General features: G+C 58.2%; 22 protein-coding genes. 17 read left to right on the forward strand and 5 right to left on the reverse strand.

Annotated features, from left to right (window positions below):
* Positions 1–58: 58 nt before the first annotated feature.
* Both CU103_RS25845 and CU103_RS25850 read right to left on the reverse strand, forming a co-directional pair.
* Entirely contained in the window at positions 59–616 is a 558-nt protein-coding gene (locus CU103_RS25845) for an HNH endonuclease (RefSeq protein WP_106666912.1), read from the reverse strand.
* 109 nt (positions 617–725) lie between these two features.
* Positions 726–1,370 (reverse strand): DNA-3-methyladenine glycosylase family protein, encoded by a 645-nt coding sequence (locus CU103_RS25850; RefSeq protein WP_106666913.1) that lies wholly within the window; start codon positions 1,368–1,370, stop codon positions 726–728.
* An 85-nt stretch (positions 1,371–1,455) separates the two neighbouring features.
* Here CU103_RS25850 and gluQRS point away from each other — a divergent pair, with 85 nt between their 5' ends.
* Positions 1,456–2,319: a tRNA glutamyl-Q(34) synthetase GluQRS gene (gene gluQRS, locus CU103_RS25855; protein WP_106666914.1), complete on the forward strand. Its 864-nt coding sequence runs from the start codon at positions 1,456–1,458 to the stop codon at positions 2,317–2,319.
* Between the two features lie 119 nt (positions 2,320–2,438).
* On the forward strand, positions 2,439–3,323 hold the full coding sequence (locus CU103_RS25860; RefSeq protein ID WP_106667043.1) for a DMT family transporter: 885 nt from the start codon (positions 2,439–2,441) through the stop codon (positions 3,321–3,323).
* On the opposite strand, the gene CU103_RS25865 is transcribed toward CU103_RS25860, so the two are convergent.
* Positions 3,290–4,144 carry a YihY/virulence factor BrkB family protein gene (locus tag CU103_RS25865; protein WP_106666915.1) on the reverse strand — a complete coding sequence of 285 codons (855 nt, stop codon included), beginning with the start codon at positions 4,142–4,144 and terminating at the stop codon, positions 3,290–3,292. The genes CU103_RS25860 and CU103_RS25865 overlap by 34 nt on opposite strands.
* 100 nt (positions 4,145–4,244) lie before the next feature.
* Between CU103_RS25865 and CU103_RS25870 the strand changes: the two genes are divergently transcribed.
* The 11 genes from CU103_RS25870 to CU103_RS25925 all read left to right on the forward strand — a co-directional run bounded on the left by CU103_RS25870 (position 4,245) and on the right by CU103_RS25925 (position 14,313).
* Positions 4,245–5,078 carry an SDR family oxidoreductase gene (locus CU103_RS25870; protein WP_106666916.1) on the forward strand — a complete coding sequence of 278 codons (834 nt, stop codon included), beginning with the start codon at positions 4,245–4,247 and terminating at the stop codon, positions 5,076–5,078.
* A gap of 43 nt (positions 5,079–5,121) precedes the next feature.
* On the forward strand, positions 5,122–5,319 hold the full coding sequence (locus CU103_RS25875; RefSeq protein WP_099997916.1) for a twin transmembrane helix small protein: 198 nt from the start codon (positions 5,122–5,124) through the stop codon (positions 5,317–5,319).
* Between the two features lie 19 nt (positions 5,320–5,338).
* Positions 5,339–5,920: a cob(I)yrinic acid a,c-diamide adenosyltransferase gene (locus CU103_RS25880; protein WP_106666917.1), complete on the forward strand. Its 582-nt coding sequence runs from the start codon at positions 5,339–5,341 to the stop codon at positions 5,918–5,920.
* Between the two features lie 36 nt (positions 5,921–5,956).
* The gene (locus tag CU103_RS25885; protein ID WP_106666918.1) at positions 5,957–6,718 is read left to right on the forward strand and encodes a rhomboid family intramembrane serine protease; all 762 of its coding nucleotides are present in this window, start codon (positions 5,957–5,959) and stop codon (positions 6,716–6,718) included.
* 193 nt (positions 6,719–6,911) lie between these two features.
* Positions 6,912–7,661, forward strand: a complete 750-nt coding sequence (locus CU103_RS25890; protein ID WP_106666919.1) for an electron transfer flavoprotein subunit beta/FixA family protein — start codon at positions 6,912–6,914, stop codon at positions 7,659–7,661.
* Between the two features lie 20 nt (positions 7,662–7,681).
* Positions 7,682–8,611 carry an electron transfer flavoprotein subunit alpha/FixB family protein gene (locus tag CU103_RS25895; RefSeq protein ID WP_106666920.1) on the forward strand — a complete coding sequence of 310 codons (930 nt, stop codon included), beginning with the start codon at positions 7,682–7,684 and terminating at the stop codon, positions 8,609–8,611.
* A gap of 102 nt (positions 8,612–8,713) precedes the next feature.
* The gene (locus CU103_RS25900) at positions 8,714–9,595 is read left to right on the forward strand and encodes a 3-hydroxybutyryl-CoA dehydrogenase (RefSeq protein ID WP_106666921.1); all 882 of its coding nucleotides are present in this window, start codon (positions 8,714–8,716) and stop codon (positions 9,593–9,595) included.
* Between the two features lie 183 nt (positions 9,596–9,778).
* Complete coding sequence (locus CU103_RS25905; RefSeq protein ID WP_106666922.1) at positions 9,779–10,810, forward strand: TerC family protein; 1,032 nt, start codon at positions 9,779–9,781, stop codon at positions 10,808–10,810.
* Positions 10,811–10,832: 22 nt separating this feature from the next.
* A complete protein-coding gene (locus tag CU103_RS25910; protein ID WP_106666923.1) occupies positions 10,833–11,471 on the forward strand; it encodes an exopolysaccharide biosynthesis protein in 639 nt (212 codons plus the stop codon).
* A gap of 5 nt (positions 11,472–11,476) precedes the next feature.
* On the forward strand, positions 11,477–11,950 hold the full coding sequence (locus CU103_RS25915) for a YaiI/YqxD family protein (RefSeq protein WP_106666924.1): 474 nt from the start codon (positions 11,477–11,479) through the stop codon (positions 11,948–11,950).
* Positions 11,951–12,375: 425 nt separating this feature from the next.
* The gene (locus CU103_RS25925; protein ID WP_106666926.1) at positions 12,376–14,313 is read left to right on the forward strand and encodes a DEAD/DEAH box helicase; all 1,938 of its coding nucleotides are present in this window, start codon (positions 12,376–12,378) and stop codon (positions 14,311–14,313) included.
* A gap of 61 nt (positions 14,314–14,374) precedes the next feature.
* On the opposite strand, the gene tlpA is transcribed toward CU103_RS25925, so the two are convergent.
* The gene (gene tlpA, locus CU103_RS25930) at positions 14,375–15,055 is read right to left on the reverse strand and encodes a thiol:disulfide interchange protein TlpA (protein ID WP_106666927.1); all 681 of its coding nucleotides are present in this window, start codon (positions 15,053–15,055) and stop codon (positions 14,375–14,377) included.
* A 35-nt stretch (positions 15,056–15,090) separates the two neighbouring features.
* On the opposite strand from tlpA, the gene argH reads away from it, so the two are divergent.
* The 4 genes from argH to CU103_RS25950 all read left to right on the forward strand — a co-directional run bounded on the left by argH (position 15,091) and on the right by CU103_RS25950 (position 20,800).
* The gene (gene argH / locus CU103_RS25935) at positions 15,091–16,491 is read left to right on the forward strand and encodes an argininosuccinate lyase (protein WP_106666928.1); all 1,401 of its coding nucleotides are present in this window, start codon (positions 15,091–15,093) and stop codon (positions 16,489–16,491) included.
* Positions 16,492–16,652: 161 nt separating this feature from the next.
* Positions 16,653–16,805 carry an LPS translocon maturation chaperone LptM gene (gene lptM / locus CU103_RS25940; protein WP_245449010.1) on the forward strand — a complete coding sequence of 51 codons (153 nt, stop codon included), beginning with the start codon at positions 16,653–16,655 and terminating at the stop codon, positions 16,803–16,805.
* A gap of 11 nt (positions 16,806–16,816) precedes the next feature.
* Positions 16,817–18,082: a diaminopimelate decarboxylase gene (gene lysA, locus CU103_RS25945; RefSeq protein WP_106666930.1), complete on the forward strand. Its 1,266-nt coding sequence runs from the start codon at positions 16,817–16,819 to the stop codon at positions 18,080–18,082.
* 162 nt (positions 18,083–18,244) lie between these two features.
* Positions 18,245–20,800, forward strand: a complete 2,556-nt coding sequence (locus tag CU103_RS25950; protein WP_106666931.1) for a TIGR02302 family protein — start codon at positions 18,245–18,247, stop codon at positions 20,798–20,800.
* Here the strand turns inward: CU103_RS25950 and hpt are convergent.
* Positions 20,797–21,333, reverse strand: a complete 537-nt coding sequence (gene hpt / locus CU103_RS25955; protein WP_106666932.1) for a hypoxanthine phosphoribosyltransferase — start codon at positions 21,331–21,333, stop codon at positions 20,797–20,799. The genes CU103_RS25950 and hpt overlap by 4 nt on opposite strands.
* Positions 21,334–21,358: the final 25 nt, after the last annotated feature.

A 21,358-nucleotide genomic window follows, 5' to 3' on the forward strand; every position in this document is an offset into this window, starting at 1 on the left:
GCACCGGAAGCACAGAAAATCGCATCAGATGGCCACCGGGGTGGATTGGCTGAAGTCTCTAAGGTTCCAGCTCGACATCCCAGTAGAGATAATCCATCCAGCTTTCGTGCAGGTGGTTTGGGGGAAACAGGCGGCCATTATTGTGCAGGTCGTGCACCGTCGGCTGATAAGGCTTTTGCCGCGGCCACATCTTCGCCCGGTTGGGCATCAAGCCGCCCTTGCGAAGATTGCAGGGCGAACAGGCGGCCACGACATTCTCCCAGATCGTCTCTCCGCCGGCACAACGCGGAATAACGTGATCGAATGTGAGGTCTTCCTCGGAGCCGCAGTACTGGCACTCGAACCGGTCGCGCAGGAAAACATTGAACCGGGTAAAAGCGGGGTTTCGCGATGGCTTGATGTAGGTCTTGAGTGAAACCACGCTGGGCAGCCGCATGGCGAAGGAGGGCGAAGACACCTCGTGCTCATATTCCGCGACGATGTTCACACGGTCGAGAAAAACCGCCTTGATCGCGTCCTGCCAGGACCAGAGCGACAAGGGGTAATAACTGAGCGGACGATAGTCCGCATTGAGCACCAAAGCCGGTAACCCGTCCGGCGAGACGGCTATTGTCAAGGAATCAACTCCCAATCCAACCATCAGGCCCCATTATTGTAAGCTGGACGTGACAGGAATGTGAAGCGAATTGCTGTGATTGTTGAGGAAAAACCCCGTTATTTCAACTTCATGCGATTGGTGTGCCATCGCGGCCACGGGTTGCGGCGTAGTAAGCCCAGAAAAGTCGGGCTGCAACACCGCGCCAGGGCGACCAGCGCTCGGCAAAAAGCCGCAGCGCTTTTGAGTCCGGCCGGACTGATTCGCAGTAGGCATGGGCATAGGCATGCTGGAGCGCGACATCGCCCGACGGGAAGACATCCGCATGTCCGGCCGAGAACAGGAGATAGACTTCCGCCGTCCATGGGCCAATGCCCTTCACGCTTGTCATCACCTGCATGGCCTCATCGATCGGCCGGTCGCACAGGTCGAAAAGATCGAGCTCGCCGGCAATGATCGCCTCGCTGATGCGGGCAAGCGTCGCCTGCTTGGCACGCGACAGACCGGCGAGCCGCCACGCCTCCTCACCGCCCGCCAGATAGTTTTCCGGGGTGAGCGGATCGTTAAGCCGGACGAGGCGGTCCCAAATCGAAGCAGCGCTCGCCTTGGAGACCTGCTGCGATACAATCACCGAAGCAAGACTTTCAAAACCCGGCTCGGAACGGCGTAACGGCAACGGCCCTGCCCGCTCAGCGATGACCCCAAGCTCCGGATGGGTTTGCAGCAAGACTTCCAGGCCTTCGGCGATATCGTCGAGTGTATCTATCCTGCGCATATGTCTTCAACCGTTCGCTTTGCATCGTTTCGCAAACACCGTATCAATTGCTGCGATACCCACGCAAGAACGCCACTCATCACTCATGACAGTTCCGGTATTCCGATTTGCTCCAAGTCCCAATGGCCATCTGCACCTTGGCCATGCCTATTCGGCTTTGCTGAACCAGCAAATGGCACGCAATACGGGCGGAAGGTTGCTCCTGCGCATGGAAGACATCGACCGCGAGCGCTGCACGCCAGATTTGGAACGGGCCATGCTTGAGGACCTGCGGTGGATAGGACTCGACTGGGAAACACCCATTCGCCGCCAGTCCGAGCACTTTGCCGTCTACCACAAAGCATTGAGCAAGCTGATCGGCATGGAACTTGTCTATCCGGCATTCCTTAGCCGCAGTGATATCAAGCGGGCAATTGAAGCGATGCCCGGAGACAGGGATCACTGGCCGCGTGATCCCGATGGGGCGCTTCACTACCCGCCAAACGACCGGATGCTTTCAAAAAGCGAGCGCGACCGGCGAATCGGCGAAGGACAACCTTTCTCCTGGCGCTTGAATATGCAGCGCGCGCTTGAACATGTTGGCGAGAAACTCTCGTGGAGCGAAACCGCACCTGACAGACATCTGGTCGAGGCGCGGCCGCAGGATTGGGGCGACGTCATCATCGCGCGCAAGGACATGCCGACGAGCTATCACTTGTCCGTCGTCATCGACGATGCCCTGCAGGGCATCACCCATGTCGTCCGCGGCACGGACCTCTTTCACGCCACCAGCGTACATCGTCTCCTGCAGCGGCTGTTCGATATCGATCCTCCTGTCTACCACCATCACGCGCTGGTGCTCGACCGCGACGGCCAGAAACTCTCGAAAAGCCGCAAGGATACGGCCCTGCGCGAATTGCGCGAACAGGGTAAGACGCCCCAGGAGATACGTGGTTTGGTTGGGTTGTGAGTTCAAACGCAACAATTATCGTGCGTGGTGCGCCGCCTGGCCTTCAAACGACGTCTGGTTGTTGTGACCAATTCGGTATACATGATCTCGACAAATCATTCCTGCCCGGTTCCCCACTCATGTCTGTCCGCTATTTCCCCGCCTTGTTCGTCATCCTCTGGGCCACCGGCTTCATTGGCGCGCGTTATGCCATGCCTTATATGGAGCCGTTCCTGTTCCTGACGGCGCGGTTTGTCATTGCTGGCGCTATCCTCGGCATCTGGGTAGTCCTGGCCGGCAGCCACTGGCCGAACAAGCGCGGCGCCATGCATGCGATCGTCGCCGGTTGCCTCATACACGGCGTCTATCTGGGCGCAGTCTTCTGGGCCATCCACAATGGACTGCCGGCGGGTATGTCCGCTCTCGTTGTCGGGTTGCAGCCATTGATCACGGCGTTGATTGCCGGCCTGGCTCTTGGCGAGACAATTCAGCCGCGTCATTGGGCCGGACTGGCCGTCGGGTTCAGCGGCGTCGCCATGGTCCTTTGGCCAAAGCTGTCGATTTCCGCTGACGGCATCACACCCGCGACCGTCACGGCATCGATCGTGTCCGTGCTTGCCATCAGCGCTGGCACGGTCTGGCAGAAACGCTTTGTCGGTGCGATCGACCTGAAGGCGGGGACGGCACTGCAATATCTCGGTGCCGCGGTACTCACCGGCATATTCTCGCTGCTGTTCGAGACGCACATCATCATCTGGTCAGGCCCATTGGTATTTGCCATGTTCTGGCTGGTGTTCGTCCTTTCCATCGGTGCAGTGCTGCTCCTGATGATTCTCATCAATCAGGGCGCAGTGTCTAAGGTCGCGTCGCTGTTTTACCTGGTACCGGGTGTCACCGCCCTGATGGCCTACGCGCTTTTCGGTGAAACGCTGACATTGTTCCAACTGGTTGGGATGTTTATCGCGACGCTTGGGGTCGCCCTGTCGACCGGTCAAAGACGTTCGGCCGCCTTGCCTTCCCAATAGCGGATGATTGCAGCATTGATCTCGGCGCCGATGATGAAAATTGCCGCGATGATATAGAGAAAAACGATCGCTGCCATGATCGAGGCAAGACCCGCATAGGTCGACACGTAAGTGGCGAACGTTTCAAGATAGTTGGCAAAGATCGTGGCACCCGCGGTCCAGGCGATGAGCGTCAGCAAAATACCCGGAAGGATATCGATCAGCCTGCGGCGCCCCGCCGGCAGCCACAAATGCACAACCAGAAGTCCGACGACAAGCACAGTCGTCGCGATGACATAGCGCCAAAAGCCGATCGTCCCGGACACGAGCGCAATCTCAGGGATCCATTTTTCGGCAATGCGGACGGCAAGCGGCGCCAGGACCAGCAGAAAGCTGATTGCCATGATGCCGACTGTCGCGACGATGACATAACCCAGACTTTGCAGGCGGCAATAGATGATCGAACGTGTATCGATCACCCGGTAGGCCCGGTTGAGGGCGACGCGCAGTGCTTCGATGCCATTGGAGGCGAAGTAAGCCGCTGCGATCACGCTGATCGTCAACAGGCCGCTGCGCTGCACGTTGAGGACATTGCGTACTTCCCGCGCAATCGGCGTTGCGATAACGTCGGGCCAGGTATCGAAGATCACATGGACGGCCGTATCCGTGAAAGCGCTCGCACCGAGAAAACTGGCAAGCGCGGTTGCGAAGATCAGGAACGGGAACAGTGCCATGATGCCGGAAAGTGCGACGTGGCTGGCCAGCGCCCAACCATCATCCGTAAGGAAATGCCCCAGCGCGTCGGCGATCACACGCCGGAGAAAACCATATAATTTACGCATCAATGATGTTTTGCCCCCTTGATCCGTGAGATTGCAAGGCGTTGGCGAATATGTGAAGTCTTTTCTTACTCAATCGATTGATTTGAAACATGCGGTAAACATGGCCCGTTCCAGAACGATTTTGATCACAGGATGTTCCAGCGGGATAGGTGCCCACTGTGCGCGGGTGTTGAAAACCGATGGATGGACCGTCTTCGCCACAGCGCGGCAGGCATCGGATATCGATGCGTTGAAAGCGGATGGTCTGTCCGCCCACTATCTCGACTATCGCGAACCGGATTCCATTGCCGCGCTCGTGAACACCGTACTGGACGAAACCGGCGGGAGGCTCGATGCACTTTTCAACAATGGCGCCTATGCCCTGCCCGGCGCGGTAGAGGATTTGCCTATCGCCGGCCTGCGCGAACAGTTCGACGCCAATTTCTTCGGTTGGCATGAACTGACGCAGCACCTTGTTCCCGTCATGCGCAAGCAGGGGTACGGCAGGATCGTTCACTGCTCATCGATCCTTGGCCTCGTGCCGATGAAATGGCGCGGTGCCTATGTCGCATCCAAGTTCGCGCTGGAAGGCTTGATGCTGGTGCAGCGCATGGAGCTGGAAGGATCTGGCATACACGTGTCGATGATCGAGCCTGGGCCTATCGCGACGCAATTCACCTACAACGCACTCAAGCAGTTCGAAAGCCACATCGACGTGGAAAACTCCGCGCACCGCGACGACTATAGCCGATTGATCGCACGATTATCGGGTGGGGGGACAAAGTCGAAATTCAAACTCGGTCCAGATGCGGTCTATGCGGTGCTCAAGGACGCATTGGAAAATCCTCGTCCGCGGCCCCATTATCTGGTAACGCGTCCGGCAAAATTTACAGTCTTTGCCCGCAGATTTCTGTCAAAACGTGCGCTATACCGCATGCTTGCGAGCCAATCATGATAGGATCAGTCAGCAACGGCGGCTGATCTGAAAGGAAATACCCATGGATATCATCTTCAAGTTTCTGGCGGTCGTCGCCATTGCCGCAGTCACGATTGTCCTTCTCATTGGCCTGCGCAACATGATGAAGGGCGGCGATGCCAACTTCTCCAACAAGATGATGCAATTGCGCATCTTCCTGCAGCTTATCGCCATCATACTTATCGTCGGCGCTATCTATTTCCACCGCTCGGCGGGCTAGTCCCGAGGATAGAACCCCCATGGTCAAGCTGAACAAGATCTACACCCGCACAGGCGATGACGGCACCACCGGCCTCGGCAACGGCGAACGGCGCCTCAAGCATGATCTCCGCGTGGAAGCCTATGGCACTGTGGACGAAGCCAACTCCTGCATCGGCCTCGCCCGGCTGCATACGGAAAAAGCCTTTCCGGAACTCGATGCCATGCTCATGCGCATCCAGAACGATCTCTTCGATCTCGGGGCTGATCTCGCAACCCCGGACACGGGCCAGACGCTGCCTTACGAGCCGCTGCGGATCATCGACAGCCAGGTTTCGCGGCTTGAGGCCGACATTGACCAATTGAACGCAAACCTCGCGCCCTTGCGCTCCTTCGTCCTCCCAGGAGGTTCCCCCGCCTCCGCCGCGCTGCACCTTGCCCGCACCGTCGCCCGCCGTGCCGAACGGTATATGGTGGAACTCGCGCAAAAGCCGCACGAGGCGGTCACCCCCGCCGCACTGAAATACATCAACCGTGTCTCGGATTTTCTCTTTGTCGCCGCCCGCGTGGTCAATGACAATGGCTCGAGGGACGTGTTATGGGTGCCGGGTCACAATCGCTGAGACGCAAAAACCCGCAGAGGCAGGAACCCGGCGCCGATGTTCATTCCATTGCATGACGCCAACAGCCTCAAATACATCAAGCTGCAATATGTCACGCTGTCGCTGATTGCGATCAATGTGCTTGTCTTCCTGCTGATGAGCGTCTCGGGTGATTACGCGCAAGCCGCCGCCGTCGGCCTCGGCTATATACCTGCGGTCATCCACGATCTGGCGATTTTACCCGCAAGCTATTATTTCGTGCCGCGGGATTTCACCTATGTCACCTACGCGTTTCTTCATGCCGACATCTTCCACCTCGGCGGTAACATGCTGTTCCTCTGGGTTTTCGGCGACAATATCGAAGATGCGCTTGGGCACATCAAGTTCCTGATCTTCTACCTTCTCTGCGCTGCCGCCGGAGCATTCCTGCACGGGGTGATCCTGCCTGATTCCGAGGCGCCGCTGATCGGTGCATCGGGTGCCATTGCGGGCATCGTTTCTGCCTATCTGCTGCTGCACCCGCGTGTGAAAGTATGGGTGCTCGCCTTTGGACGCATACCCTTGCGTATCCCGGCCATCTATCCGCTCATCCTGTGGGTGGCGACGCAGTTCCTGATGCTCGTTTGGGGTGGCGGGGAGCAGGTCTCCTGGCCTGCCCATGTTGGCGGCATCATCGCCGGTGCCTTGCTCATCGTCATCCTCAAGCGACGAAGCGTGCCGCTGTTTGACCGGGCCATCGTCTCGCCGCGCGCCGTGGTGACCGACAAACCTACCGAACCGGCACCCTCTCAAACAGAACCGATCAAGTGGGGACGATAGCCCCCGGCCATTCAATCGGTTGAAGTTCCATATGAGACGCGACGGTGATTGACCTTTACGTCACTCATAATTACGGTCCCGCGCAACATAGAGCCAGAGTGTCGTTTTTTTCACCTCAATGTCGGCATCCGGCAAGCGGGTGTGTTATCGAGGCGGTTAAATCTGCCTTTCGTTTTTATAAGAGGGAGTCCCCATGAAAGTCCTCGTACCGGTAAAGCGGGTAGTCGATTACAACGTGAAGATCAGGGTAAAGGGCGACGGCTCCGGCGTTGAACTTGCCAATGTGAAGATGTCGATGAACCCGTTCGACGAAATCGCGGTCGAGGAAGCGCTTCGTCTGAAGGAAGCCGGCAAGGTCGAGGAAGTGATCGTCGTATCGATCGGACCGGCGCAGGCGCAGGAAACCATCCGCACCGCGCTGGCCATGGGTGCCGATCGCGGCATTCTCGTCAAGGTCGACGATATCGTTGAGCCGCTGGCCGTCGCCAAGATCCTCAAGGGCGTTGTCGAAGCAGAACAGCCGCAGCTGGTTATTCTCGGCAAGCAGGCGATCGACGATGATGCCAACCAGACTGGCCAGATGCTCTCTGCTCTGCTTGGCTGGAGCCAGGGCACCTTCGCTTCGAAAGTGGAGCTCGGCGGCGACACTGCCAAGGTCACCCGCGAAGTCGACGGCGGCCTGCAGACCATCGAAATCAAGCTGCCTGCGATCGTCACCACCGATCTTCGCCTCAATCAGCCGCGTTATGCCTCGCTGCCGAACATCATGAAGGCCAAGAAGAAGCCGCTGGATGAAAAGTCCGCTGCCGATTATGGCGTCGACACCAAGCCGCGCCTCAAGGTGTTGAAAACCGAAGAGCCAGGCGGCCGCAAGGCGGGCGTCAAGGTCAAGGATGTTGCTGAACTCGTCAGCAAGCTGAAGAACGAAGCCGGCGTTCTCTAGGATCAGGAAAGGAACACAACATGGCTATTCTTCTTTTTGCCGAACATGACAACGAGACCCTTTCCGACCAGACCGCCAAGGCGCTGACAGCGGCGCTTGCCATCGGTTCCGATGTGCATGTGCTGGTGGCCGGCAAGGGCGCAAAGGGCGTCGCCGATCAGGCCGCAAAGCTCGCGGGCGTCAAGAAAGTCCTGCTTGCCGACAGTCCTGACCTCGAAAACCGTCTTGCCGAGGCCAGCGCAGCGCTCATCGTTTCGCTTGCCGGAAATTATGACACGATCATTGCTGCGGCCACGACCAACGGCAAGAATATCCTGCCGCGCGTCGCCGCCTTGCTCGACGTCATGCAGGTTTCGGACATCATCGAGGTGATCTCACCCGACACGTTCAAACGTCCGATCTACGCCGGCAATGCGCTTCAGACCGTGCAGGCGACCGACGCCAAGAAAGTCATCACGGTTCGTACCGCAACCTTTGCCGCGGCCGCCGAAGGCGGTTCGGCTTCGGTAGAGACTGTCTCCGCCGCGACCGACCCGGGCCTGTCGAAGTTCGTCGAAGCCAAGCTTTCCGGCGGCGATCGTCCGGAACTCACTTCCGCGAAGATCATCATCTCCGGCGGGCGTGCCCTCGGCTCGAGCGAAAAATTCAAGGAAGTGATCCTTCCGGTCGCAGACAAGCTCGGCGCTGCCGTCGGTGCGTCGCGTGCTGCGGTTGATGCTGGTTACGCCCCGAACGATTGGCAGGTTGGCCAGACCGGCAAAGTGGTCGCGCCGGACCTTTACATCGCCGTCGGTATCTCCGGTGCCATTCAGCATCTTGCCGGCATGAAGGATTCGAAAGTGATCGTCGCCATCAACAAGGACGAAGAGGCCCCCATCTTCCAGGTCGCCGATTACGGTCTCGTCGGTGACCTCTTCACCATCCTGCCGGAGCTTGAAAAGGCACTTTGAATTTAATCCACGTTTTGAAATGAAATTATCTGGCCGGGGTAGACGAACGCTACTCCGGCCATTTAGTTTGTGTGATATAAATAAAGCAAAACGGATGGAAACATGGCTGGTACGATCAAGACTGTAGGCATTATTGGCGCAGGGCAAATGGGCTCGGGCATTGCCCACGTCTGCGCCGTGGCCGGATATAATGTTTTGATCCACGACCAATCTGCCGAACAGCTGGAAAAGGCCATCGCCACCGTCAACGGCAACATGGCCCGTCAGGTTTCCCACGGCAAACTGGAGGAACCGGAGCGCGTCAAGGCAATGGCGCATATCCGCCCAGCTTTGCGGATGGAAGATCTGTCCGGAGTCGATCTTGCCATTGAGGCCGCAACGGAAGACGAGACCGTCAAGCGCAAAATTTTTGCGCAGCTTTGCCCCAATCTCAATCCCGAAGCGATCCTCGCCACCAACACTTCGTCCATTTCGATCACGCGCCTTGCGGCGACCACTGACCGGCCCGAACGTTTCATCGGCATCCACTTCATGAACCCTGTTCCGGTAATGAAGCTTGTCGAGCTCATTCGCGGCATTGCCACCGAAAATGTGACTTTCGAGAGCGCACGCCAATTCGTCGCCAGCCTCGACAAGACGATCACCGTTGCCGAAGATTTTCCGGCCTTCATCGTCAACCGCATTCTGTTGCCAATGATCAACGAAGCGATCTATGTGCTTTATGAGGGCGTGGGTTCGGTCGAAGCCATCGATACGGCGATGAAACTGGGCGCCAATCACCCGATGGGGCCGCTGCAGCTTGCCGATTTCATCGGGCTAGACACCTGCCTTTCGATCATGCAGGTGCTCTATGACGGTCTTGCGGATTCGAAGTACCGGCCCTGCCCGCTTCTTGTCAAATATGTCGAAGCCGGCTGGCTGGGACGCAAGGCCGGCCGCGGTTTCTACGATTATCGCGGCGAACATCCCGTTCCGACACGGTGACGGGACGGGCACGTTATGGCGTGCATCGTCAATATTTTATTTCTAATCAAACCCTTGCATTGGTCTGTGCCTCTCCCCAACTGAAGCAGAATTGCAGCACCGGGCCCCTCTGGCGATTGTTACCGGCTCTCTCGTGATGTCGGAGCTGTAATCTGGAACCGATGCCGGCGGATCTTTTTCAACATGGAGCTTCTGTTTATTGATGCCATGGGCAAGCCCCTATGGATGTGGCTTGGCTTTTTTGCCCTTGTTCTTGTTCTCCTCGTCCTCGATCTGGGCGTCCTCAACCGTAAAAATCATGACATAGGCATGCGCCAGAGCCTCCTGCTCTCGGCGTTCTACATCAGTCTTGGCGTCGCCTTCGGCGGCTTCATCTGGTGGGAACTCGGGTCTGAAGCCGGGATGCAGTATCTGACCGGCTTCGTTGTCGAGAAAAGTCTGGCGATGGACAATATCTTCGTCATTGCCATGATTTTCGGCTACTTCGCCATCCCGAAGCAGTTCCAGCACCGGGTGCTGGTTTACGGCATCCTCGGTGTCGTCATCCTTCGCGGCATCATGATCGCGGCGGGTGCCGCTATCGTCGAAGAATATGAATGGGTGCTCTACCTCTTCGCGGCATTCCTGATTTTCACCGGCATTCGCATGCTCATGGCCGGAGAGGGCGACTTCGACGTTTCCGCCAATCCCGTCTTTAAGTTCATGAGCAAACGATTCCGCGTCACGAAAGAACTGCATGGCGAGAAATTCATCGTCAGGCGGACCGATCCCCTGACAATGAAGCGGCAAACCTGGATCACCCCGCTGCTGCTCGCCCTCGTCATGGTCGAACTGGCCGACGTGATCTTTGCGGTGGATTCGATCCCGGCGATTTTCGCCATCACCACCGACCCCTATCTTGTCTTCACATCGAATATCTTCGCCATTCTTGGCCTTCGTGCGCTGTATTTCGCGCTCGCAAGCCTTATTCATCGCTTCGTCTACCTGAAATACGCATTGTCCCTGGTGCTGGTTTTCATCGGCGGAAAGATTTTCGTCGCAGATGCTTTGGGACTGGCAAAGATACCGCCAATGTGGTCACTGTCGATCACGCTTGGCATCCTGCTTGCCGGAATTCTGAGTTCGCTCTGGAAAACGCGGCATGAGCAAACAGCGCCGGTATTATTGATTGACGCCCAACCGGCCTGTAGCGCCGAAAGCACTGGAAAGGCATAATTCCATCAAAAGGGAGGACAAAATGAACGCGGATGGAACACCGCCTGATTGGGACCCGATGGGTTCGCAACATACGCGGCGCCTGTCCAGCGTTCTTGTCCAGCTCGGCGAAACACCGGCGGACAGGATTTCGTTCAACGACATCCTGTCCGCCTTGTCCGAACGCGGTTTTGGGGCGCTGATGATTCTCTTTTCAGCGCTCAATCTCTTGCCCCTGCCACCAGGCACATCGACCATATTCGGTATTCCCCTTGTCCTGCTATCGATCCAGCTGCTGATGGGCTTCGAAAAGCCGTGGTTTCCCGCGTTTATCCGGCAAAAGTCCATCCGCATTGAAAGCTACCGCTCTTTCATCTCCAGACTCGAACCGGTTCTCACGCGTTTTGAAAAACTGGCGCGTCCGCGCTACTGGCTCGTACCGCAAATGCTGGTCGAGCGCGTCGTCAGTATCGTCGCATTGCTGATGTCCCTGATCGTCATCCTGCCCATCCCGCTGATCAACCAGATGCCGGCGCTCAGCATTATCCTGCTCTCGATTGGTCTTGGCGAACAGGATGGTGTCTGGCTTGGTACCGGTCTTCTGGTAGCTGCTCTTGCCGCGGGCATCGCCATTGGCCTCGGCGCATCGGTTGGTCTCGCGGCCCTGCATATTTTCGGTTGAGTGCGATGAACGCCAAGACAATCACCATCTACGTTGACGCCGACGCCTGCCCGGTCAAAGCTGAAATCTACCGCGTTGCCGAGCGGTATGGCGTAAAAGTCTTCGTCGTTTCCAACTCCATGATGGCAATTCCCCGCGACCCGATGATCGAAAGGGTGATCGTCAGCGACGGGTTCGATGCCGCCGATGACTGGATTGCGACACGTGTTTCTCGCGGCGATGTCGTTGTGACAGCCGATATTCCGCTTGCCAGCCGCTGCGTCAAAGCTGGAGCCGATGCCATTTCGCCGACAGGAAGAGCCTTCACGGAAGCCTCCATCGGCAATACGCTCGCAACACGCAACCTTATGGATGAATTGCGTTCCGCAGGGCAAATCACCGGCGGTCCGCGGCCATTTTCACCAAAAGATCGCTCCGCCTTTCTTTCTGCGCTCGACCTCGCTATTGTGCGGTTGAAACGTGCGGGCTTCGCCACCTGAGGGTAATGCGGATGGGAGCTATGCGTTTCTTGGCATTGACGGAACGCGTCGCAGGCTCTACGAGAGCGCAACAAAGCTATTTGCGTGCCGCTCGTGCTCCAAAGAGCGAGTTGTAGTCATATTGAATAGTTCTGCCGGCGGGAATTCGCGGACAAGGTCAAGGGATTTGGCGAGGCCGATGCCTTTCCATCGGACGACGCCGAAGCCCGAAGGATTTGGCCCGAATTCATCCGGCCCTTCGGGTTTCCGGCTGGCGGCCAACCACTTTGTCAGGCGGCATCGTCCGATGCGCGAACATCGGCCTCGCCACCTTCCTCGTGGATTGTCTCGCCATCCGAGAAACAGAACTTATTCAATATGACTACAATTCGCTCTAAACGCCGAGCCCAAAACACCAGCCCAAACACGTACTTGAAAGTTCATTAATGACTATATTCGATTCTATCGCTCCGGCGCTGTCCGGTGCATTGGCTGCCCGTGGCTACGAGACGCTGACGCCGGTGCAGACCGCCGTCCTTGCTCCCGAAGCTGGCGGCGCCGATCTTCTGGTCTCCGCGCAGACCGGTTCCGGCAAGACCGTCGCGTTCGGTATTGCCATTGCGCCAACCCTGCTCGATGGCGCCGACCGCTTCACTTCCATTGGCGCGCCCTACGCGCTGGTCATCGCTCCGACCCGCGAGCTCGCCCTGCAGGTGCGGCGCGAGCTGGAATGGCTCTACGAGAAGACTGGCGCGCGCATTGCCTCCTGCGTCGGCGGCATGGACATGACCAAGGAGCGCCGTGCGCTCAGCCAGGGCGCCCATATCGTCGTCGGCACACCCGGCCGTTTGCGCGACCACATCACCCGCGGTTCTCTCGACATGAAGGAACTGCGCGCGGTCGTGCTCGACGAAGCCGATGAAATGCTTGATCTCGGCTTCCGCGAGGACCTCGAATTCATCCTCGGCGAAGCGCCGGCGGACCGGCGCACGCTGATGTTCTCGGCGACAGTGCCTAAACCGATCGCCATGCTTGCCAAGCAGTTCCAGAAGGATGCGCTGCGCATTACCGCCACAAGCGACCGCGAGCAGCACAGCGACATCGAATACCACATCATGCCGGTAGCGCCGCGCGAGCGCGAAAATGCAATCATCAATGCGCTGCTTTTCTACGACGCGCAGAACACAATCATCTTTGGTTCGACCCGCGAGGCGGTGAAGCACCTGACCAGCCGCTTGTCCAATCGCGGCTTCTCGGTTGTTTCGCTTTCTGGTGAGTTGAGCCAGGCCGAACGCACCAATGCACTCCAGGCAATGCGCGACGGCCGTGCCCGGGTTTGCGTGGCGACCGACGTTGCCGCGCGCGGTATCGATCTGCCCAATCTTGATCTCGTCATTCACGCCGACCTACCGAACAATTCCGAGACGCTCCTGCACCGCAGCGGCCGAACAGGACGTGCAGGCCGTAAGGGCATCTGCGTTCTGATCGTACCGCCATCACGCCGCCGCACCGCCGAGCGCCTGCTTCAAGGCGCAAAGCTCGCAACGACGATGGTGCCGCCCCCCGATGCGGACGCAATCAACAAGCGCAACCATGATCGCATTCTCAATGATCCTTCGCTGACCGAAGTCATGACCGAGGAAGAGGGCGATTATGTTCGTGAGTTGCTGGGCATGCATTCAGCCGCGCAGATCGCCGCTGCCTATCTGCGCCAGCAGATGGCTGCACGCCCTGCCCCCGAAGAATTGTCAGGCACACCGTCGCATGTGCTTGAGCCGATGCGCGATTCTGGCCGCAAGGGCAGCTTCGACGACAGGCCTGGACGCGGTGAACGCGCACCACGTTCCGAACGCTTCGAACAGTTCGAGAGCGGTGCCTGGTTCTCCTTGAGCGTCGGCCGCAAGCAGCGGGCCGAACCGCGCTGGCTCCTGCCGCTGATCTGCAAGGCCGGTGATATCACCAAGACCGATGTCGGTTCGATCAAGATTCTCGAGACGGAAACCCGTTTTGAAATCACCGCCAGCAAGGCCGACGATTTCATGGCGCGGATCAAGCAATTTGGCACGGGCGAAAAGGGCGTGAACATCACGCGCAGCGAAGGCGCTGGCCCCTCATCGCCGCGTCGTGAAGGTGGCGATTACAAAGGCAAGAAGAGCTTTGGCGAGAAGCGGGATTTTGACGACCGCAAGCCCCGTTTCCGTGATGACAAGCCGAAATCCGACTGGGCTGCCAAGCCGGCCAAGGCGAAGCCGGAAGGCTGGACCACAGAAAAGCCTGAAAAACCGAAGAAAACACCTAAAGAACGCAAACCAGGCGAACTGCATGGCTTTGACAAGTACAAAGCCAAGAAGGCAAAAAAGGCCGCTGCGGGAGGAGCTGAGTAATTCAGCGCGTTCGGCAAAAGCTGAAAAGGCCTCGCCCTCGGGTGAGGCTTTTTTTTATTGATCACTGCCCCGATATCGCCGCGTCGATGAACCGGGCGGCATCGTCGCTCGACCAGTCCGCGGGCCCGTTCATGGCGGCGATCTGGCAGCCATCCTTGTCAACAAGCACTGTTACCGGCAGCCCAAATGCCAGGTTCTTGCGCTTCAGGTCGTTGAACACGCCCATCGAGACATCGCGGTAGAGCTGCAGCGATTTGACGCCGATCTCGCTCAGGAACGCCTTAGGCTTTTCATCGTCACCCGTATCGATATTGATCGTCACGACCTGAAAGTCATCCCCGCCCTTTTTCGACTCCAGCGCATCGAGCGCCGGCATTTCCTCGCGGCACGGCAGGCACCATGTCGCCCAGAGATTGACCAGCAGCGTCTTGCCCTTGAAATCCGAAAGCCGCGCCGGCTTGCCGTCTGGCGCTGTGAACGCCAATTCCGACATGGACTGCGGCGCGTCCGCACCGCGCATGGCCGCAACTGCGCCCGTCGCGGCCGCATCGAGCTTCTTGGCGGCGTCGGTTTTCATTGCGCACTGATCGGACGGGTTTGTGCTGGCGACAATATTGCCAGAAGGCCGCTCCATCACGTATACCGCAACCGCACCGGCAACGATGCCCGCCAGGCCTGCAAGAAGAATGATCTTTCTGCTCGCGTTCCGTGGCGATTTCTGTGTTCGGTTGTCGTCAGTCATTTCTACTCTTTCGCTTCTCACCCAAGGCGCTTTCCATGTCCGACAAGAAGAACAGCAATGAAATGTGGGGAGGCCGTTTTGCCTCCGGTCCCGCCGCGATCATGGAAGAAATCAATGCTTCCATCGGCTTTGACCAGAAACTCTACGCCCAGGACATTCAGGGTTCGCTTGCCCATGCTGCCATGCTTGCGAAGACCGGCATAATTGCGGCGGAGGATCACGACAAGATCGCAAAGGGTCTGAACACGATATTGTCAGAGATCGAACAGGGAAAGTTCACGTTCTCACGCAAACTTGAAGACATTCACATGAATGTCGAATCCCGCCTTGCGGAACTGATCGGCGCCTCCGCCGGCCGGTTGCACACGGCCCGTTCGCGCAACGACCAGGTCGCCGTCGATTTCCGCCTCTGGGTGAAAGCGGAATTCGAAAAGACCGCCGTCGCGCTCAAGCAGCTGATCGCAGCCTTTCTGAAGCGCGCCGAAGAACATGCGGCGACATTGATGCCCGGCTTTACCCATCTCCAGACAGCGCAGCCGGTGACGTTCGGCCACCACTGCATGGCCTATGTGGAAATGTTCGGCCGCGATCTGGGCCGCGTCAAGGACGCGATCGAGCGCATGGATGAGTCGCCGCTCGGCGCTGCGGCGCTTGCCGGCACCGGATTCCCCATTGATAGGCACATGACGGCCAAGGCTCTTGGCTTTCGCGAACCGACGCGTAATTCGCTCGACAGCGTTTCCGATCGCGACTATGCGCTCGAATTCCTCGCGGCTGCGGCCATCACCGCCACGCATCTGTCGCGTCTGGCGGAAGAAATCGTCATCTGGTCGACGCCGCAGTTCGGCTTCGTGCGCCTGTCCGATTCCTTCTCGACAGGCTCCTCCATCATGCCGCAGAAGAAAAATCCTGACGCGGCCGAGCTGGTCCGCGCCAAGACCGGGCGCATTACCGGGTCACTCGTCGGGCTTCTCACGGTGATGAAGGGCTTGCCGCTCACCTATTCCAAGGACATGCAGGAAGACAAGGAGGCGGTCTTTGACGCGGCGGAAACCCTGGAACTCGCAATTGCCGCGATGACCGGCATGGTCGGTGACATGACGATCAACACGGCGGCGATGAAAAAGGCCGCCGGCTACGGCTATTCCACCGCGACCGACCTTGCCGACTGGCTCGTGCGCGAACTCGGCCTGCCCTTCCGCGAGGCACATCACGTGACCGGACGCGCCGTCGCGCTGGCCGAGCAGAAAAAAGTCGATCTCGGCAAATTGTCGCTTGAGGACCTGCAGCAGATCCATACCGGCATCACCGATGCAGTGTTCGGCTATCTGGCTGTCGACAAGTCGGTGCGCAGCCGCAAATCCTATGGCGGCACGGCCCCGGAACAGGTTCGCCGGCAGATCAAATTCTGGCAAAAGCGCATCGGGAAGCTGTAAGGCTTCACTGATCTCCCCCATCTAGGGCAGAGATAATCGGCATCGGATGTCAGAGCGAGACCCTTCCATATGATCCCGTCATGCTCTAGACAAAGACAAACGCCCATTCGGACGACAGGATCAAATTGATGACAAGCCGTTCTATTCTGACGACAATTCTGATGTCGATCGCGATTGTAAGCGCTGTTTCGGCCTGTGGCCGCAAGGGCCCGCTTGAACCGCCACCGGCTTCGGTTACCTCGATGCCTGGCGAACCGAAAACCGCAACCCCACCTGCGCCCGACAAGCGTTTCATACTCGACCCATTGATCTAGGCTGATTTTACGTGAACCATTTCGATTACAAGGACGGCGTCCTTCACGCCGAGGGCGTCAGCATTCCCGATATCGCCAAGGCGGTCGGAACGCCGTTCTATTGCTATTCGACAGCGACTATTGAACGCCATTTCAAGGTTTTCTCGGCCGCTTTTGCCGAAATGGACGCGCTTGTCTGCTACGCGCTCAAGGCTAATTCCAATCAGGCGGTCCTGAAGACCCTGGCCCAGCTGGGATCCGGCGCCGATGTGGTGTCCGAGGGCGAGCTGCGCCGGGCGCTTGCCGCGGGAATTTCTGCAAACAAAATTGTCTTTTCTGGCGTCGGCAAGAAGCCCGCCGAAATGGACTATGCCCTGGCCGCCGGCATCCATTGCTTCAATGTCGAGTCTGAACCCGAGCTTGAACTTCTGTCGGCCCGCGCTGTGGCCGCGGGCAAGGTTGCGCCGGTGTCCCTGCGTATCAATCCGGATGTTGACGCCAAGACCCACAAGAAGATCTCGACCGGAAAATCCGAGAACAAGTTCGGCATTCCTCTGGCCAAGGCCAGCACGGTCTATGCGCATGCTGCCAAGCTGCCCGGCCTCCGAATCGTCGGCGTCGACATGCATATCGGCAGCCAGATCACCGACCTCGAACCCTTCGACAATGCCTTCCGGCTGCTCGCTGAATTTGTGGCGCAGCTGAAAGCGGACGGCCATGACATCAAACATGTCGATCTTGGTGGCGGGCTCGGCATTCCCTATCACTTCGACAACAATCCACCGCCATTGCCCGACGCTTATGCGCAGATTGTCGCCAAGCATATCAAACCGCTTGGTCTGAAGACCATCTTCGAGCCGGGCCGCCTCATTATTGGCAATGCCGGAATTCTCGTCACCGAGGTCATTTACCTCAAGGAAGGGGATGCCCGGAATTTCATCATTGTCGATGCGGCAATGAACGATCTCATCCGGCCAACGCTCTATGATGCGTTTCACATGATCCGCCCGGTCATCGAGCCTGCTGCCACCCATCCACGCATTCGCGGCGACGTTGTTGGTCCAGTATGTGAAACCGGCGACTATCTTGGACTTGACCGTGACCTGCCGCGACCTGCTCCCGGCGATCTCATCGCCATTGGAACGGCGGGCGCCTATGGCGCTGTTCAGGCCGGCACCTACAATACGCGTTTGCTGGTGCCGGAGGTGCTGGTCAATGGCGACCGGTTCCATGTCGTGCGCCCGCGTACGACCTATGAAGAGCTGATCGCGCTCGATTCTGTCCCGGAGTGGCTGTAGATCTTAGGAGACCCATTGCGATTTCAGTCGGACTGGGTAACTGGGGCTTTCGTCTTTACACAAAACTATGATCGCAAATTGCCCCTAAGGCCTCGCGTTTGCCATGATGAATGGTATTGTTGTCGAGGCTGACACCATTCATGCCAGCGAGATGGAGTGAAGATGACCGGTCAACACCCCGATGAACGGGACGAGACAAGGCTCACGTTCGATATTTTCAGGAGTATCGATCGCCTCCGTTTGTCGACTTGGCTGACGGTGGTACTGGAACGCCTGTGGCCGCTTTTGCTACCGCTTCTGCTTGTTATCGCAATATTCCTTTGCCTGTCGTGGTTCGGTATTTTCCGGATGATTCCGGATTTAGTGCGGTTCGCCGTTCTCGGATTGTTTGCTCTTTCGCTTCCAGCCTGCCTCTACCTTCTGTCGAAGTTCCGCTTGCCAGGTCATACGGAAATCAGCCGGCGGCTGGAGAGCGTCAATACGCTCGATCATCAGCCGATTACCGTGCAGTCGGAAGAACTCGCCACCAACGCGAATGATCCATTTGCGCAGGCGTTGTGGAACGAACACCGAAAACGCATGGCTGAGCGTCTCCGGGATTTGAAGAGCGGATTGCCGCAAACGCGTATCCCGGAACGTGATCCCTGGGCGTTGAGGGCTGTCGTCGGACTTCTTTTCGTGGTCGCTTTTGCTTTTTCCGGCGGACCGCTCGGCGGTCGCATCAGCGATGCTTTCCGCAGCCATAGCGGTAGTAACGTTGTGCCGCCGCGGATTGATGCGTGGGTAACGCCCCCCCGCTATACCGGGCGGGCGCCGCTTTTCCTGACATCGGCAGCCAATGCCGAAGAAAAACAGTTTACTGTCCCGCAGGATAGCACCCTCATCATCCGGATCATCGGCGGTAGCGGGTCCGAGAAGGTCACACTGACATCGATTGATGGCAAAGCCGCCAATATAGAAGCAAAAGACCAGGGCAAGGCGGACGATGCCGCAGCCGCCAAGAGCAAACCGCGCAACTTCGAAATCCTGCTTGGTGCCAACAGCACAGTTGCGCTTTCAGGCGATGGTACTGCGAACTCCGCGTGGTCGTTCTCCGTTATTCCGGACCAGCCCCCCTCTATCCGCTTCACCAAAGACCCTTCGAGCGCCGCCAACCGCACGATGGAAGTGTCGTACGCGCTGAAGGACGATTACGGTGCCGTGAGTGCCCTTGCGAAAATTGAGCAGGCCGTGGTCTCCGGCAAGGACGCGCGGCCGCTTTACAACGCACCGGATCTGCCCCTCTCGCTGCCCCGGCGCGGTGAGCAACCCAGGGAAATGAAGACCACAAAGGATCTCACCGAGCATCCATGGGCGGGTTCCGAAGTCCGCATGACCCTCGCCGCGACTGACGACGCAAAGCAGGAGGCACGAAGCGAAACCAAAACCCTGGTGATGCCGGAACGTCCCTTTGCCAACCCCCTGGCGCGGGCCGTCGTGGAACAACGCCGCGTGCTGGCGCTCAATGCCAATGCCAAGCCCGATGTGCTGAATACGCTTGATGCCATCACCATCTGGCCGGAAGAAACAATCAAGAATGCCTCGCATTATCTCGCTCTGCGCAGCGTTCGTTCACGCCTCAACCTTGCTCGCAGCGACGATCAATTGCGCGATGTGGTCGCCTATATGTGGCAGGTTGCACGCGGGATCGAGGATGGCGCACTGTCCGACGCCGAGCGTCGCCTGCGCCAGGCACAGGAAGCACTGAAGCAAGCGATCGAACGGGGTGCGAGCCAGGAAGAAATCGAAAAGCGCATGGCCGAATTGCGCAGCGCCATGAACGAGTATTTGCGTGAATTTGCCGAGAAGGCCCAGAAGAGCCCCAATATGGCACAGGCGCCAAACCCCAACATGATGGAGTTGCGGCAGGAAGATATCGACCGCATGCTGGACCGGATCGAGGATCTGGCCAAGCAGGGTTCGAAGGATCAGGCACAGCAGCTGTTGTCTGAACTGGAAAACATGCTGAATAATCTGCAGATGGGTCAAAACCAGCAGGGGCAGAACGGTCAGCAAGGTCAGATGCGGCAGCAGATGGACAAGCTTGGTGATCTGATGCGGCGCCAGAAGCAAATGATGAACGAGACCCATCGACTCGAGCAGCAGCGACAGAACGGCATGCAGCAGGATTACGGGCAGAACGAGCAGGGTCAGCAAGGCAACCAGGGCCAGATGTCCGAAGAGGACATCGCCAAGGCGCTGCGTGGCCTGCAGGAAGGACAGGACAAGCTTCAGTCAGACCTCGAGCAAATGATGAAGGATCTGCGAGGATTGGGGATCAATCCCGGCAAGGATTTCGGCGAAGCAGGGAAGTCCATGGGTGAGGCAGGAAAATCGCTCGGCGAAGCCGATGGCGGTCAAGCCCTGGACCAGCAAGGCAACGCACTCGATGCGCTGCGCCGCGGCGGTCAGGACATGATGAAGCAGTGGCAGCAAGCGATGGGCCAGGACGGACAGACGGGCCCGGGCGGTCAGCAACAGAATGGCCGCCGAGATCCATTGGGGCGCCCGCAACGGGGCCCGGAAGGACTGGCGCCTGAGCCCGGCAATATGCTGCCCGGCGAAATCGACATCCAGCGCGCGCGCCAGATCCTTGACGAAATCCGTCGCCGTCTTGGCAATGCACTCAGCCCGCAGATAGAGAAGGATTATCTCGAGCGGCTGTTGAAATTCGACTAGTCCGTGACAACGCCGACATAGGGCAGTTGCCGGAACGAGTGCCCGACATCCATGCCATATCCCACCACAAAATAGTCGGGGCATTCAAAACCTTTGAAATCGGCTTCGATGTCGGTCTTGCGCTTCACGCTCTTGTCGAGCAGCACCGCAATGGAAACGCTGCGGGCGCCGCGCTCCAGCATCAATTCGCGAGTGAACTTCAGCGTCCTGCCCGATTCGAGAATATCGTCGATCAGCAGAACATCGCGTCCATGGACATCGCTGTCGATATCGCGCAACAGACGTACCTCGCCACTTTCTGTTCCCTTGCCATAGCTCGAAACGGTGATGAACTCGACATCGGGCTCCGCTCCCGCGTCATGCATGGCCCGGATCAGGTCGGCCGCGAAAATGAACGACCCCTTGAGAATTGATATCACCAGCAGATTCTCGAAATTGCGTGCGACGATAGCCTTGGCAAGTTCGAGATTTCGGTCAGCAATCGTCTGAGCGCTGAAGAGGATGTCGATGTTTTTTCCGCCGACTTTTGGCATGCACGTCTTCCTGTACTGGGCAGCA

It is taken from the genome of Phyllobacterium sophorae (genome assembly GCF_003010965.1).
GTDB lineage: Bacteria > Pseudomonadota > Alphaproteobacteria > Rhizobiales > Rhizobiaceae > Phyllobacterium > Phyllobacterium sophorae.

Bases quoted from the DNA above. Each gene is read 5' to 3' on its own strand.
- tlpA (WP_106666927.1), bottom strand. From the start codon at position 15,055: ATGACTGACGACAACCGAACACAGAAATCGCCACGGAACGCGAGCAGA.
- CU103_RS25915 (WP_106666924.1), top strand. From the start codon at position 11,477: ATGAACGCCAAGACAATCACCATCTACGTTGACGCCGACGCCTGCCCG.
- CU103_RS25905 (WP_106666922.1), top strand. From the start codon at position 9,779: ATGGAGCTTCTGTTTATTGATGCCATGGGCAAGCCCCTATGGATGTGG.
- CU103_RS25880 (WP_106666917.1), top strand. From the start codon at position 5,339: ATGGTCAAGCTGAACAAGATCTACACCCGCACAGGCGATGACGGCACC.
- argH (WP_106666928.1), top strand. From the start codon at position 15,091: ATGTCCGACAAGAAGAACAGCAATGAAATGTGGGGAGGCCGTTTTGCC.
- CU103_RS25865 (WP_106666915.1), bottom strand. From the start codon at position 4,144: ATGCGTAAATTATATGGTTTTCTCCGGCGTGTGATCGCCGACGCGCTG.
- gluQRS (WP_106666914.1), top strand. From the start codon at position 1,456: ATGACAGTTCCGGTATTCCGATTTGCTCCAAGTCCCAATGGCCATCTG.
- CU103_RS25870 (WP_106666916.1), top strand. From the start codon at position 4,245: ATGGCCCGTTCCAGAACGATTTTGATCACAGGATGTTCCAGCGGGATA.
- CU103_RS25875 (WP_099997916.1), top strand. From the start codon at position 5,122: ATGGATATCATCTTCAAGTTTCTGGCGGTCGTCGCCATTGCCGCAGTC.
- CU103_RS25890 (WP_106666919.1), top strand. From the start codon at position 6,912: ATGAAAGTCCTCGTACCGGTAAAGCGGGTAGTCGATTACAACGTGAAG.
- CU103_RS25925 (WP_106666926.1), top strand. From the start codon at position 12,376: ATGACTATATTCGATTCTATCGCTCCGGCGCTGTCCGGTGCATTGGCT.
- CU103_RS25950 (WP_106666931.1), top strand. From the start codon at position 18,245: ATGACCGGTCAACACCCCGATGAACGGGACGAGACAAGGCTCACGTTC.
- CU103_RS25900 (WP_106666921.1), top strand. From the start codon at position 8,714: ATGGCTGGTACGATCAAGACTGTAGGCATTATTGGCGCAGGGCAAATG.
- CU103_RS25885 (WP_106666918.1), top strand. From the start codon at position 5,957: ATGTTCATTCCATTGCATGACGCCAACAGCCTCAAATACATCAAGCTG.
- CU103_RS25910 (WP_106666923.1), top strand. From the start codon at position 10,833: ATGAACGCGGATGGAACACCGCCTGATTGGGACCCGATGGGTTCGCAA.
- CU103_RS25850 (WP_106666913.1), bottom strand. From the start codon at position 1,370: ATGCGCAGGATAGATACACTCGACGATATCGCCGAAGGCCTGGAAGTC.
- CU103_RS25895 (WP_106666920.1), top strand. From the start codon at position 7,682: ATGGCTATTCTTCTTTTTGCCGAACATGACAACGAGACCCTTTCCGAC.
- lptM (WP_245449010.1), top strand. From the start codon at position 16,653: ATGTCGATCGCGATTGTAAGCGCTGTTTCGGCCTGTGGCCGCAAGGGC.
- CU103_RS25860 (WP_106667043.1), top strand. From the start codon at position 2,439: ATGTCTGTCCGCTATTTCCCCGCCTTGTTCGTCATCCTCTGGGCCACC.
- hpt (WP_106666932.1), bottom strand. From the start codon at position 21,333: ATGCCAAAAGTCGGCGGAAAAAACATCGACATCCTCTTCAGCGCTCAG.